Annotated in this window: 13 protein-coding genes; 1 reads left to right on the forward strand and 12 read right to left on the reverse strand. The window is 39.0% G+C overall.

What is annotated here, in order from left to right; translation table 11 throughout:
• Window positions 1–15 precede the first annotated feature (15 nt).
• From dusB to pth, 10 genes are all read right to left on the reverse strand, one after another.
• Window positions 16–1,026, reverse strand: coding sequence for a tRNA dihydrouridine synthase DusB (dusB, locus tag H3T48_RS00350; protein WP_198187654.1), 1,011 nt, complete (start codon window positions 1,024–1,026; stop codon window positions 16–18).
• A 99-nt stretch (window positions 1,027–1,125) separates the two neighbouring features.
• On the reverse strand, window positions 1,126–1,758 hold the full coding sequence (locus H3T48_RS00355; protein ID WP_187158431.1) for a histidine phosphatase family protein: 633 nt from the start codon (window positions 1,756–1,758) through the stop codon (window positions 1,126–1,128).
• 113 nt (window positions 1,759–1,871) lie between these two features.
• On the reverse strand, window positions 1,872–2,744 hold the full coding sequence (hslO, locus tag H3T48_RS00360) for an Hsp33 family molecular chaperone HslO (RefSeq protein WP_187158430.1): 873 nt from the start codon (window positions 2,742–2,744) through the stop codon (window positions 1,872–1,874).
• Window positions 2,745–2,792: 48 nt separating this feature from the next.
• Entirely contained in the window at window positions 2,793–5,021 is a 2,229-nt protein-coding gene (ftsH, locus tag H3T48_RS00365; RefSeq protein ID WP_198187656.1) for an ATP-dependent zinc metalloprotease FtsH, read from the reverse strand.
• A gap of 87 nt (window positions 5,022–5,108) precedes the next feature.
• Window positions 5,109–6,368 (reverse strand): tRNA lysidine(34) synthetase TilS, encoded by a 1,260-nt coding sequence (gene tilS / locus H3T48_RS00370; protein WP_198187658.1) that lies wholly within the window; start codon window positions 6,366–6,368, stop codon window positions 5,109–5,111.
• Window positions 6,358–6,726 carry a S1 RNA-binding domain-containing protein gene (locus H3T48_RS00375; RefSeq protein ID WP_198187660.1) on the reverse strand — a complete coding sequence of 123 codons (369 nt, stop codon included), beginning with the start codon at window positions 6,724–6,726 and terminating at the stop codon, window positions 6,358–6,360. The genes tilS and H3T48_RS00375 overlap by 11 nt, the downstream gene beginning before the upstream one ends.
• Window positions 6,723–7,100, reverse strand: a complete 378-nt coding sequence (locus tag H3T48_RS00380) for a septum formation initiator family protein (RefSeq protein WP_101138680.1) — start codon at window positions 7,098–7,100, stop codon at window positions 6,723–6,725. Before H3T48_RS00380 ends, H3T48_RS00375 begins: the two co-directional genes overlap by 4 nt.
• Before the next feature lie 76 nt (window positions 7,101–7,176).
• Entirely contained in the window at window positions 7,177–7,419 is a 243-nt protein-coding gene (locus H3T48_RS00385) for an RNA-binding S4 domain-containing protein (protein WP_046307633.1), read from the reverse strand.
• Window positions 7,420–7,430: 11 nt separating this feature from the next.
• Window positions 7,431–10,922 (reverse strand): transcription-repair coupling factor, encoded by a 3,492-nt coding sequence (mfd, locus tag H3T48_RS00390; RefSeq protein ID WP_198187662.1) that lies wholly within the window; start codon window positions 10,920–10,922, stop codon window positions 7,431–7,433.
• Between the two features lies 1 nt (window position 10,923).
• A complete protein-coding gene (pth, locus tag H3T48_RS00395; protein WP_046307637.1) occupies window positions 10,924–11,490 on the reverse strand; it encodes an aminoacyl-tRNA hydrolase in 567 nt (188 codons plus the stop codon).
• Window positions 11,491–11,713: 223 nt separating this feature from the next.
• On the opposite strand from pth, the gene cbpA reads away from it, so the two are divergent.
• The gene (gene cbpA / locus H3T48_RS00400) at window positions 11,714–12,421 is read left to right on the forward strand and encodes a cyclic di-AMP binding protein CbpA (protein ID WP_046307639.1); all 708 of its coding nucleotides are present in this window, start codon (window positions 11,714–11,716) and stop codon (window positions 12,419–12,421) included.
• Window positions 12,422–12,476: 55 nt separating this feature from the next.
• Here cbpA and alr read toward each other — a convergent pair whose 3' ends face one another.
• Both alr and acpS read right to left on the reverse strand, forming a co-directional pair.
• Window positions 12,477–13,607 carry an alanine racemase gene (gene alr / locus H3T48_RS00405; RefSeq protein ID WP_198187664.1) on the reverse strand — a complete coding sequence of 377 codons (1,131 nt, stop codon included), beginning with the start codon at window positions 13,605–13,607 and terminating at the stop codon, window positions 12,477–12,479.
• Between the two features lie 2 nt (window positions 13,608–13,609).
• Entirely contained in the window at window positions 13,610–13,963 is a 354-nt protein-coding gene (gene acpS, locus H3T48_RS00410; protein ID WP_074425773.1) for a holo-ACP synthase, read from the reverse strand.
• Window positions 13,964–13,982 lie beyond the last annotated feature (19 nt).

Here is a 13,982-nt window from a genome sequence, read left to right on the forward strand (position 1 = left end):
CCATTATCTTTCACTTTAATTTCTTGCGACCTTTTGTGCCTGTCTCTTTTCATACTCATCAACAAAATTGTCAAGTAAATCGTAGACTTCTTGTGCAGTCCAAACTTCATTTATTTTAGCACGAGTCCGTGCTGAACGGGGAATTCCTTTTAAATAATATGCAGCTTGTTGGCGAAATTCCGGCACAGCAATCTTTTCACCTTTAAGCTCAACTAAGCCTTGGAGTTGATGCTCAGCAGTTGCTACACGTTCACGAACTGTTTGAGGCGGTAATTTTTCACCTGTTTCCAAGTAATGAACCATATCTTTGACCATCCAAGGATTACCCAAAGCAGCTCGGCCAATCATGACACCAGTACATCCAATTTCATCTAGTGCCTTTTGGGCAAGCTCTGGCGTAGCAATATCACCATTAGCCAAAAACGGAATATCAAGCACTTGAGCAACATCATGAAGTGTTTCCCAGTCTGCTTCACCAGCATACATCTGCTTACGGGTTCGACCGTGCATTGCAATCATACTTGCACCAGCTTCTTGTGCAGCTAGAGCATTTTCAACTGCAAAAATATGTTTTCGATCCCAGCCAATCCGCATCTTAACTGAAACGGGCTTAGAAACATTCTGAACTACCTTATGAACCATTTGGTAGATCTTATTTGAGTCCAAAAGCCATTTTGAACCTGCATCAGTCTTAGTGATTTTAGGAACGGGGCAACCCATATTAATATCAATGATATCAGCATCAGTATGTTGATCGATATACTGCGCTCCCTCAAGAAGAGTCTCCTCTGTCCCACCAAAGATTTGAATACTCATGGGGTGCTCACGCGGATCCACTTTCATCATTGACATTGTCTTTTTATTACGATAAATAATTCCGTGATCGGAAATCATTTCGCACACAACTAAGCCTGCACCATATTCTTTACAAATCATTCGAAATGCAGAGTTTGATACTCCAGCCATTGGAGCAACAACAACCCGATTAGGGATGGTTATTTCGCGAATTTTCCAGCTATTATCCACCTAATCATCCTTTCAAATACCTTAACATCATAACAAAAAGGGCCTCATAAGCAAAACTTCAACCTTTTTATTAAGAAAAAAATTGTAGAAACTTATTCATCAGCTCTTTGGTTCAAGAAAGAAGTCACAAGGGGCTGAACGATTATAGTAACGCAAAAATGCTTTTTTGCTTGTATCATCAACAGAAATATTGGTTACACCAGCATTTTGCATTTCACCAATTTTGGAAATTCCTGTGCTCTCCAAAATATTTTGTACTAATGAGCGTGAAGCAGTCCCATGGAAAACTAATACTACAGATTCGTTTACGTGTTTATTCACGAGATCGTGCCAAAAGTCCATTAATCGATCAGCTAATTGACGATATGTTTCACCAGTACAATAATCACTATAATTTTCAGTAAAATAGCCTAAATCATCAAAAGCTTGCGGATATTTTGCATGAATTTCAGCTGCAGGTTTACCATCCCAATTACCGTAGTTCATTTCCTTTAAGCGGTCATCGTAAATAATTTTATGCTTTCCTTGATCCAGTATTTCTGCAGTCTGTTTTGCACGGGTCAAAGGACTAGCATAAACATAATCGATTCGATCAATGTCAAAACTGTCACGTAAAGCTTCAGCCTGCTTAATTCCTGTTTCGTTTAATGGCAAGTTGGTACCCGAGCCGTTAATTGCAAGGGTTTTGTTAGTATCAGTTTGACCGTGGCGAACGATATACACGTTTAGCATTAGTTACACTCCTTTAATTTCATTTAATTCAACTTCTTCATTATAATCAAAAATGCTAATTACCGCACCAAAATTTAATAATACGTGTGATTAATCTACAAATCTATTTCAACTTATTTTTTTGCTAAAATCGCCTTTAACTCATCTTCAGAAAAATCGTATTTTTCACCACAAAAGTTACAAGTCAATTCAGCACCATGATCTTTTTCAATCATTTCCTTTAACTGACTATTTTTCAGAGTTGTTAAAATGTCACCGTATTTTTCTTTTGAACAGTCACATTTGAATGCAACATCATCTTTTTCCAAAATCTTGCAGTCATCGCCCAAAATATTCTTAGCCAATTCTTCAGGAGTCATGCCGTCTAAAAATGAACTGGAGAGTGCAGGTAAATTGTTAATCCGTTCAATCGTTTGATCAATTAGACTATCACTTGCACCTGGCAATGCCTGAAGCATAAAGCCGCCTGCTGCGCCAATTGTGTTGTTTGGATTAACAAAAACGGAAAGACCAACAGCAGAAGGAATTTGCTCAGACTTAGTTAAATAGTAAGCAATATCTTCAGCGATTTCACCGGAAACAATCGGAACTTGACCAGTATAAGGTTCCTTTAGTCCTAAATCCTTAGTCACTTCAAGCCAACCTTTACCAACGGCCTTTTTAACATCAATATGACCATTTTCCTTAGGTGGCAAAGCAATATGAGGGTTTTTAACATAGCCCTTAACCGTCAAATCAGATTTGGCTGTTACGATTGTTGGGCCCACTGGACCATCACCTAATAGACGGATCGTTAACTCTTCTTTGTCAGTTAGTTCAGCGCCTGCTAATAGGACACCAGCAACTAATGTTCTTCCCAAAACAGCAGAAGAAGCTGACCAAGTGTCATGCCTAGTTTGTGCTTCTTGAACTAAATCATGGGCATTAATTGTCAATAAACGTAAGTTTTTAGTTTTATCGATTGCTTTAATTAAATAATCGTTCATTTTAATTCTCCTAAAAAAATAGAGCCTTTAAACAGGCCCTATTAATTATTAATCTTGAGGATGATCATCAGATGAATGATCAGTTTCATTTAAATCATGATCAGCTTTATCTTCTGTAGTCTGTGAAGAATTTTGTTCTTCTGGAAATTCAAGTTTCTCTGGATTTTCTGGATTACGCTTTTCAGTTTCCTGATTCTTTTGTAATGGAGATTCAGATTTTTCTTCTTCAGAAGCTTTTTCTTGTCCTTCTACACCAGTTTCATCAGAATTAGCAACTGCCTTTTGATTTTCTCTCTTTTCAGCAGCAGCCTTAGCTTCTTCATAAGTAGAAGCCTTAGATTCACTTGGGTATTCTTCAACTGTCTTTTCAGGCATTTTTCCAGTAGTGTAAAGCGACATAATCTGCTTTTCATCTAGAGTTTCATACTTAAGCAATGCTTCCGCAATAATACGGTGCTTTTCACGGTTATTCTTAACGATTTCAACTGCTTGTTCATGGGCCTCGTCAAGAATTTGCTTGACAGCTTCATCAATTTTGGCAGAAGTTGCTTCACTATATGGTTTAAAGCCGTAAGGATTAGTTTCGCCCTCTTTTTCGAGTTCAACCATTCCTAGCGAATCAGTCATACCGTAGTTGACAACCATACTATGAGCAATTTGTGTTGCTTGTTCAAAGTCGTTGGAGGCACCAGTTGATTGGTCACCAACCACAACTTCTTCACCAGCACGTCCACCCATTAAGCCGACGATTTGCTCCATTAATTGCTTCTTAGTTAGTAAGAACTGATCATCCTTAGGTAGCATTAAGTTATATCCACCTGTACGACCGTGAGGAACAATTGTAACCTTACGAACTGTCCGTGAATCACTTAGAACCAAACCACAGATTGAGTGTCCTGCCTCGTGAAAGGCAACTCTTTGGCGCTCTTTCTTTGAGATCATGCTGTCACGCTTAGCTGGTCCAGCAATTACTCGATCTTCTGCTTCATCTAAGTCATTAGCAGTAATTTCATTGCCATTACGACGAGCAGCCAATAATGCAGCTTCGTTTAGCAAGTTAGCTAAATCAGCACCAACGAAACCTGGAGTTTGACGAGCAATTTCCTTTAAGTCAACGTCATCTGCCAATGGCATGTTCTTGGCATGTACACGCAGGATAGCTTCACGACCACGAACGTCTGGCGAACCAACTAGAACTTTACGGTCAAAACGACCAGGACGAAGCAAAGCTGGATCCAAAACATCAGAACGGTTAGTTGCGGCAATGACGATAACACCTTCGTTACCTTCAAACCCATCCATTTCAACTAACAACTGGTTTAAGGTTTGTTCACGTTCATCGTTACCGCCACCGCTAGCATTACCGCCACGACGACGACCAATGGCATCAATTTCATCAATGAAGATGATACTTGGCGCATTCTTCTTAGCGTTAGTGAACAAATCACGTACACGACTGGCACCAACACCGACGAACATTTCAACGAAGTCAGAACCTGAAATTGAGAAGAATGGTACGTTTGCTTCACCAGCAACAGCACGAGCAAGCAAAGTCTTACCAGTTCCCGGAGGACCCTCGAGTAAAACCCCAGATGGGATTTTCGCACCTAACTTAGTGAATTTAGCTGGATTCTTTAAGAATTCAACAACTTCAACAAGTTCCTGCTTTTCTTCTTCTTCACCGGCAACGTCAGAAAAACGAACCTTATTCTTCTTTGGATCTTCTGGCTTAACGTGAGAACGACCAAAGTTCATAATACCGCCGTTACCACCACGGCCGCCACCGCCACTACTTTGACTAATCATCATCCAAAGCATGACAATGAACAGAATAGTTGGCACCAGCATTACAATGGTTGAGATCCAGTTGCCAGACTGCGATTCGCCTTGAGTGGTCATTTTTGTGCCACTCTTTTCAGCTAAGTTCTGAACATTCGACACACTCGAATCATTTTGAAGCATAGTTGTTGAGAAACGCTTCACTTTTGATCCAGAGCTACCATTAAAGAAGTCAAGACTGTTACTTGATTGGCTTTTAGTATCTTGGGCCTCTTTGTAACTGCCTGATACAGTGTAAACACCGTTGGCAGGCTGAACGTTAAAGTTCTTGACCTTGCCGTCATTCAAATCTTTGACAAATTCCGAGTAGCTGATGTTCTCACTACCACCGGAATTATCGGTGCCACCAAGTGCCCAGTTGATTCCTCCTAATAATAAAAGGAAAACAACTATATAGAACAAGCCATTTGAAAACAGCCGATTCCGGTTATTTTTCATAAAAATCCTCCACAAAAGTTCCTAGAGATATACGAATAAAAGTTTAACACATATTTCAGTATCACTCTATTATTTTAAAATTTCTTATCAAATATTGCCATATAGATAAAAATGACGTTTATGTTCTACCTTTTTTTGACTTGAATAAGTATCCTCAATGAAGACCACTTCGCTATCCGCAAGAATAGCCAAGCAATATGGCCGTAGCACATTAGGAATGCCGCTTTGAGCAAACTTTTTCTTACTTTTGACGTGCTGGCCATTTTTTAGACTAAGTTTAGCACCAGACTCAAGTGGTCCAGCATATATTCTAGCGCCTTCTGGAATGCTAATCTTAGCAATCAAGTTGCCATTAGCATTCAACTTATCAGTAATGACAAATTCCCTACTGCCAAATTTAAAATTTTGTCCTAGTTCAACTTGCTGTTTTTGCTCAATGTCTGGCAATGGTTTTTCAATCAGATAAAAATAATCTTGATAAGGCAGTAATTCAAAATTGCCTAGATTATCATTAACGCGCACATGCCAGGTTTTCCAAATAAAGTTTTGCCAATACAGTACTTTCTGCTTTTCAGTTAGAGAAGTCAGATTTTCTTTTTTTAGCCGATAGAAAAAACCGAGATATTCACTGGGCTGCTCTATCTGCTCAAAGTCACCAGTAATTAGCGATGTCATTAAGTTCATTTGCTCGCTAAAACGCCAAGCGCTGCGCTTTATTTCTGGGTTTTCAGCCTTCAAGAGAGGCACAATTTTATGTCTTATCCGATTACGTAAAGCGTCATCCTCATTATTGGTTTGATCAATCACAAAAGGAATTTGACGTTTCTCTACATAAGTTAATAGCTCTGCCTTTTCAACTGTTAGCAGTGGTCGTAACAAAATCTGGTCATTCATTTTGCTAACTGGTTGCAAACTGTTCATTTCACTTGGATTACCAGAACGGATAAATTTAAGCAAAATATTTTCCAGCAAATCATCACTGTGATGTGCCGTTAACAAATAGTCGCCAGCTTTATTCTTCATTACTTCAGTCAAAAACTGATAGCGAACTTGGCGCGCGGCTGCTTCAATTCCTCTTTGTGGTTGCAACTGTTTCGACCACTTTCCAGTAACAACTTCAATTTGCTTTGTTTGACAGTAATTACTGATTGCTCTATCTTCGCAATTGGAATCAGCACGCAATTGGTGGTTAAAATGAGCCGCAATTAACTTAAAATGATATTGCGCCTTAGCTTCATTAACCATGTCAAGAAGTGCCATCGAATCTGGTCCACCACTTGTCGCTACAACAAGTGTTTTACCCTCTAACGGCAAACTGTTTGCTTTAAAGAAGTCATCAATCAGCATAATTGTTCAATTCTTGCTGCAGTTTTTTGATTTCTTGCTCAGAATCAGTGATTGTTTTGGTTAAAACAGTTAAAAACTGCTCTTTTTTTACATCAGAAAATTCATTAGTATGGTCAATTAAATTCGGATCATTTAACCGCATTCTTGAAAGACCGATTTTACCTTTAAAATTATTAATTACAACTACACGAATAGAATCACCAATCTGATAATTAGCACGTTCGCGCACCCAGTTTTCACCAAAATCACTATGGTGAATAAGTCCCGACGTATGCTTAGGAAGGGTAACAAAAATACCCAAATCGGTGATGTTGTTAATTGTACCTGTAACACGTTGTCCTACTTGAAATTTCATCAATTATCGTCTTTGCCCTCAGGTAAATTATAAATTGTCTCATTTGGTTTAGAATATAAAAACTTAAAGCGGACAAGCTTGGCCACGTAATCAGGATCTTTTAAGTCATCGCGCTTAGCTGTCAAAGCACGTTTTTGCTTATCGATTTGGCTGAGCGATTTTTTCTGGGTTTGAACTTGCTCATTGATGCGCTGTGTTTGTACACGCGTAACCGTAAGCTGAATCCCCAAAAGTGCAAACAAGACTAAAAAGACGGCAATAATACGATTGCGTCGAATTCGGTGTACTTCTTTTTCCCGTTTTTCTTGCTTACGCTTTAGGCGTGCAATTCGCTCTTCTGGACTAAGCGAATTATAGATACGTGGTCCTTTCATAATTTTTGTCCTCTGTAATTCTAAAATACTATTTAATTATAACAAGACCATTCATAAAAGTCATTAAATAACAAAGTTATCATTCGATTAATTCATAAAGTTCACTGGCCTCTGCTTTTTTGGTTGTCTCGCGGATGTCACAGACTTTGGCCTTAACCTGTCTTGAGCCATAACCTACTTCAATAACGTCACCGATTTTTACGTCATAACTTGACTTAACAACCTTGTCATTTACTTTGATTCGACCTTGATCTGCCATCTCCTTGGCCACGGGTCTTCTTTTAACTAATCTTGAAATTTTCAAAAATTTATCAATGCGCATTTTTTACCTCGTTATCTTTGAATAATGTCACTTGCTGCTGTCATAAATGTTGTCAATTCATTAAAAAGTTGCCGATGATGAATATCAGTTGGTATGTCTAATAAAACAACAAGGCGTTGTTGCGGTGACAGATTAATTTTAGCCTTGAACGAAACATGCTCGAGTGCCTTAAAAATGTTAGGCCCCTTCAGTTCTTTACTTGCACTATTATTAAATTCAACTTTCACCTGCTGCTTAATTTGGGTAATGTTAAGCACTTGCGCCAAATCAGCTTCAGCTTTTAGTTTTGAAATTGCCAATAGATTTTCAACAGGTTCGGGATAATCACCAAAGCGGTCAATTAATTCATCTTGAATTTGCTCAATGTCATCAGCATTAGCCGCTTTGATCTTCTTATAAAACTCAATCTTTTCTTCTTGATCCGCAATATAGCTTTCAGGAATATAGGCTTCCAGTCCAAGGTCAATCTCAGCGTTACTCTTATCGACCTTTTTCTTGCCTTTACGGCTTTTAATTGCATCAGAAAGCATTTGTGAATAAAGGTCGTATCCAACACTATCGATGAAGCCGTGCTGTTGGGCGCCAAGCATATTGCCTGCCCCTCGAATCGATAAATCGCGCATGGCAATCTTAAAGCCTGATCCAAGTTCGGTGAAATCGCGGATTGCTTCTAATCGTTTTTCACCAATTTCTGTTAAGACCTTGTTTGGCTGGTATAGGAAGTAAGCGTAGGCAAGCCGTGCACTTCGACCAATTCTACCACGAAGCTGGTAAAGTTGGCTCAGGCCATAGTGATCTGCATTTTCGATAATCATTGTATTGACATTTGGCATGTCAATTCCCGTTTCAATAATTGTTGTGGTAACCAGAATGTCAAACTCACGATTTAGAAAACGATAGAGAATATCCTCCATCATATTCTTGCTTATTCGTCCGTGGACACTAATAATTCGTGCCGTTGGTATCAAGTCCTCCAACTCACTTACAACATCATCAATGTCGTCAATTCGATTATGCAAATAAAAGACTTGCCCACCACGTTGCATTTCACGCAAACAGGCATCTTTAACTACACTTGGAATTTGTTCCATTACATATGTTTGAATTGGATAACGATTGGATGGCGGAGTTTCCATAACAGATAAGTCACGCACACCAACCATTGACATATGCAAGGTTCGGGGAATTGGTGTGGCCGTTAAGGTTAGGACATCAATGTTAGCCTTCAATTCCTTAAGACGCTCTTTATGCTTAACACCAAAGCGCTGCTCTTCGTCAACAATTAACAAGCCCAAGTCTTTAAACTGGACGTCTTTGGATAGCAATCGGTGCGTACCAACTACTAAATCAATTTTACCGCTTTTCAATCCTTCTGTGATTTTCTTTGATTCTGCTGCGGTCTGGAAGCGTGACAAAACCGCGTAGTTAACCGGAAAATTTTTGAACCGGTCTTGGATCGTTTCAAAGTGCTGTTGCGCCAAAATGGTAGTTGGTACTAAAAAGGCTACCTGCTTATTATCCTGTACTGCTTTAAAAGCCGCACGCAAAGCCACCTCAGTTTTACCGAAACCAACGTCACCCACAAGTAGCCGATCCATTGGTTTGGGTTGTTCCATATCATGCTTAATTTCTTTAATTGAACGCAACTGGTCTGCCGTTTCAACGTAAGGAAACGAATCTTCAAACTCTCGTTGCAATTCATCATCCTTTGAAAAGGCAAAACCCTTTTCTGATTCACGCTTAGCGTAAAGGTCAATCAAGTCATCAGCAATATCCTCAACTTTAGCCGCAACCTTGCGCTTAGTTTTAGCCCATTCACTGCCACCCAGCTTATTAACATGAGGCGTCTTACCTTCCGAAGCCACATATTTTTGCACTAATTTCAATTGATCAGCCGGCACAAATAATTGATCACCATGCTGATAGGTAATCGTAATGTAGTCGCGTTTAACACCGTTGTTTTCTAGTGTTTTGATTCCTTCGAACCGGCCAATACCGTGGTTAACGTGAACTACATAATCACCTGGTTTGAGTTCATTATAATTACGCAAACGTTGTGCATTTTCCAAAGTCTTGACACGTCGACGGTGATGGCTCGTTTTATTAAACAGCTCATGCTCTGTCAGATAAACTAGGTTGTTTTTCGGTAATGTAAAGCCGCTGGCAAAAGAATCAACAATGATTTGTGTTTGTCCTTCAACAAGATCATCTTTAGCAACAATTGGAATCGACATGCCAAATTCAATCATTGTTTGGCTGATTTGGCGTGCTCGCTTTTGATTGTCAGCCTGCAAAATAACTGTTTGCTTATTTTTTTGATACGATTCGATTTCTGTTTTTATCAAAGGCATCTGGCTGAAAAATTGTTGCGGCTCACGTGTTTGCCAGTCAAATAACTGATCAAGCCGAATCCGCCCAATTGATCGTTGGAATAGTGAAAAATAAAGGTGATGATGATCATCTTTAGTCCAAACGCGATTAAAATCAGCTCTCAGCTCTTGACCAGGTAAAATTGCACCAGTTTTCAGTTCGTCGTCAATAAAACCGGCATTTTGCTGATCAACTGTTTTAACAGCTTGATCAATTAGCGGCCAGTCATCGAGCATGATTAAGCCGTCTGCACTTAAATATTTGAGTAAGTTACTTGGTTTTTCGAGTAAAAAATCAACCAAAAAAGCATAATTTGAGGGCAAAGTAGCACTATTTAGCTCATCCAGAGTTTGGGTAAAGTGATCCTTCACTGCTTCTTCTGGAGCAGGCGCATCCCCCATTGCCTTAGTTATTTTAGTCACAGACCGTTGAAAGTCTGCTTCCGTAAAAACACGGTCTTGTGCAGGACCAATTGTAACCTTGTCGATTACATCTTTACTACGCTGGCTGGACAAATCAAATTCTTTTATTGTGTCAATTTCATCACCAAAAAATTCGATTCTGACCGGATTTTCGCGATCAAGTGGGTAGATATCCAAAATATCCCCACGCAAAGCAAACTCTCCAACTCGTGCAACCAAATTTTCACGGCGATAGCCTGCTGCCACCAACCAGCTTGTCAATTGGGCAAGATCAAATTCTTTTCCCGTTTCAAAGTCACGCTTTGTAGCGCTATATTGCTCGGGGGCAGATAATTTATACTGCAACCCTTGCGGTGTGGTTACAACAATCCCCATTTGTCCAGTCAATAAAAAATTAAGCGCCTGAATTCGGCTACTTAATTCATCTGGCGAACTAACAGCAGTTTGGGTGGCAATTGTGGCATCAACTGGAAAAATCTGAACACTTCCATCAGGCATAATTGCATTTAATTCACTATACCGCTTCTGTGCCTTATTTTCGTTTTCTTCTATTAATAATAGTGGACGGTTAAGCGAAGTCACAATCTGACATAAGAGCAGACCAAAAGCACCGGCATTAGCGCCAGTGATTAGTGAATTTTTTACTTTAGCTGTCTTATTAATGAAATCTGTTAGTTCTTTATCTTCTTTAATTAACTCTGTTAAGCGCATTTTAATTATATTTATTCATCAAAAATTGACTGCCCTTGCCAGCAATAAAATCGTCGATTATTTCGCAGCTAGTATCGAATGCAGCATCCATTAATTTCTGTTGCTGGCTGTCAAATTGCGATAAAACCCATGAAATAACACTAGATTCTGTCACGTTGTCGGGATGTCTAATACCTATTTTTAACCGGTTAAAATTACTTGAACCCAAGTCACGGATAATACTCTTAATACCATTATGACCGCCTGACTTACCATTTGCACGAATGCGGATTTTACTTAACGGCATATCCATATCATCATGAATGACTAAAATGTCTTGTGGGTCAATCTTAAAGAAGTGCGCAAATTGCGCAATAGAGCGCCCAGAATCATTCATATATGTTTGTGGCTCAAGCAAAATTACGTCTTCACCTTTAATTTTTTGTTTAGTATACTTACCCTCAAACTTTTCCCGTTCAAGAACCAAAGAATTTTTAGCTAAATACTGATCAAGTGCCATAAAACCTGTATTGTGCTTAGTTCCGTCATACTTTTTACCTGGATTTCCCAGACCCGCAATTAGTTTCATCATATTTCCCCTTAATTAAATAATCGTATTTAATGATAGCACATTCAACCCTACTCAGTTTCTCTCAGACTATTACACTTTAGTTTCAGTGAACAAAATTACTTTTTTATTTAGCTCACACGTGCTAAACTCTATTTATTCGAAAAAACTATTTTAATTTTTATTTAATCAAAAATCATATGGTATAATTGATTAGATTATTTTTAAAAACGGAGGCAGTTTCATGCTCATCAAATCTTTAGTTAGAAAAAAAGATTATCTTACAACAGTTAACGAACACGCAACGCTTGAAGAAGCACTAAAGACTTTAGAGGAGTCTGGTTTTCGGTGTGTACCGATTTTAGATGATACCGGTACAATCTTCCGCGGTAATATTTACCGCATGCATATTTATCGTCACAAGTCTGAAGGTAAGGACATGAACCTGCCAGTTACCTACTTACTGAAAAATGCTACAAAAACTATCAAAGTTAACTCGCCATTTTTCAAAGTTTTCTTCACGATTAAGGATTTACCTTACATCAGTGTCTTAGACGAAGACAACAAGTTCTATGGTATCTTGACACACTCTCGTCTGCTCGACATGTTGTCAGCTGCCTGGAATGTTAAAACTGGTTCTTATGTATTAACTGTTTTAACCGACAATTCTCGTGGTAATTTAGTTAAAATGTCAAAAGTGATTAGTAAATATTCAGAAATTGCTGGTGTTATGAGCTTGGATTCATCACCAAACACAATTAATGATAACTTTGTTAGACGAATTCTCTTCACCCTACCCGCTGGTGTAACAGATGACACAATGAAGACCATTGTTGCCAAACTTGAAGCCAAAGGATATGTAGTTGCAGAAATTGAAGACTTACAAGCCGGAATGACCATCATGAGTGATGAAAATCCTGGTGTCTTCTTAAGCGAACCAACTGAAGATTAATTTTTAACCAAGATAAAAAGCACTGCTACTTAATTGCAGTGCTTTTTTAGTGCCTTTATTTTTCATAATAAATCCGAGGTAAACGGTCATCAAGTAAACAAGCGACCTCATAATGGATTGTGTCCACGTAATCAGCCGCAGCCTTAATGTCATTAGGCGCTTGCGGATTATTTGAAATTAAAATTACTTTTGTTCCTACTGGCATTTCATGCGGCAAACGTACCATCAGCTGATCCATACAAATCCGGCCAACAATTGGACAGTACTCATCTCCCACTTTTACCGTAAAGCCCTGAAACTTTCTAATAAAACCGTCGGCATAACCGACAGGAACAGTACCAATAATTTGGTCACTATCGGTAACATAAGTTGAGCCATAGCTGATGCCCTGGTTTTTATGAACCGTATGTACCTGAACTAATTCACTTTCAAAAGATAAAGCTGGTTCTAGCTTAAAACGCACAGGCAAATCTTGACTTGCGGGATTAGACGATGGATTCAGGCCATAGGTTCCTATTCCAAAACGAACAAGATCACTTTCAACTTGTTGGTGGAACTGACTTGCAGCTGTATTATCTGCGTGAATCCACTTAGGTTTAAGCTTAAGTAGGCCTTTAAAATGATTAAAGCACTCAACCTGCTTTGTAAAATACGAATCATCGCTACTATCTGCTGATGCAAAATGGGTATACATTCCCTCGACATTAAAGTGATGATTGTCCAAAAGAAAATCGTTGGCTGCAAGAAAATCCTGATCTTCGCTAAAGCCAATGCGTCCCATACCTGTATCAACTGCAAGATGAATTTTCAGCTCACCATCTTCATCTGTAAGTTCTTTATTGGCCTCTTTTAGCCAAGCTAAATCCGGAACAGTCAAAGAGATATCATGGGAAACGGCCAGTGAAACGTATTGCGTAGGTGTGACACCCAGAACTAAAATTGGAGCCTTAATGCCCGCCTGACGCAATTCCAGCGCTTCATCTAAGATTGCCACACAAAAGCCGTCAACGCCAACCTCAATTGCAGCTTGAGCCACTTTAACTGCTCCATGGCCGTATGCATTAGCTTTGATTACTGCAAATAGTTTTTGTCCCGGTTTGAGTTGCTGTTGTTCTTCTTTTAAATTGTGCTTAATCGCTGCTAAATTGACATAAACTGCGGCTGGACGATGTATTCCAGGTATCATTTTTATTTCTCCAATACAACTAAAGTAACTATTTCATGATTATCATGAGTAATACTTGACCAAATTTTGCCTTCAAACTTAGTTGAAGTTGTTATCGGATGACCAATTTCATCCCAAAGTGTTTCGACATCTTGTAAGCCAAGGTCTTTTCCTAAACCAGTTCCCATTGCCTTGGAAAATGATTCCTTAATTGAAAAGCGACCACCTAAGTATTCAACCTTACGCTTACCAGACATTTTTTGATACTGGGCAAATTCATTTGGTGTTAATGCCTTTTTGGCAAAGCCATCACCTTTGGCAACTATTTTTGCTACACGTTCTACTTCTACTGCATCAATACCAACACCATAAATCAATTTGCTCACCTCTTAAGCC

Origin of the sequence: Lactobacillus sp. M0403, from assembly GCF_016101265.1 — a bacterium.
In the GTDB taxonomy this organism is placed as follows: Bacteria; Bacillota; Bacilli; order Lactobacillales; family Lactobacillaceae; genus Lactobacillus; species Lactobacillus apis.

Bases quoted from the DNA above. Each gene is read 5' to 3' on its own strand.
- tilS (WP_198187658.1), bottom strand. From the start codon at position 6,368: ATGCTGATTGATGACTTCTTTAAAGCAAACAGTTTGCCGTTAGAGGGT.
- alr (WP_198187664.1), bottom strand. From the start codon at position 13,607: ATGATACCTGGAATACATCGTCCAGCCGCAGTTTATGTCAATTTAGCA.
- mfd (WP_198187662.1), bottom strand. From the start codon at position 10,922: ATGCGCTTAACAGAGTTAATTAAAGAAGATAAAGAACTAACAGATTTC.
- hslO (WP_187158430.1), bottom strand. From the start codon at position 2,744: ATGAACGATTATTTAATTAAAGCAATCGATAAAACTAAAAACTTACGT.
- H3T48_RS00355 (WP_187158431.1), bottom strand. From the start codon at position 1,758: ATGCTAAACGTGTATATCGTTCGCCACGGTCAAACTGATACTAACAAA.
- ftsH (WP_198187656.1), bottom strand. From the start codon at position 5,021: ATGAAAAATAACCGGAATCGGCTGTTTTCAAATGGCTTGTTCTATATA.
- cbpA (WP_046307639.1), top strand. From the start codon at position 11,714: ATGCTCATCAAATCTTTAGTTAGAAAAAAAGATTATCTTACAACAGTT.
- H3T48_RS00385 (WP_046307633.1), bottom strand. From the start codon at position 7,419: ATGCGCATTGATAAATTTTTGAAAATTTCAAGATTAGTTAAAAGAAGA.
- pth (WP_046307637.1), bottom strand. From the start codon at position 11,490: ATGAAACTAATTGCGGGTCTGGGAAATCCAGGTAAAAAGTATGACGGA.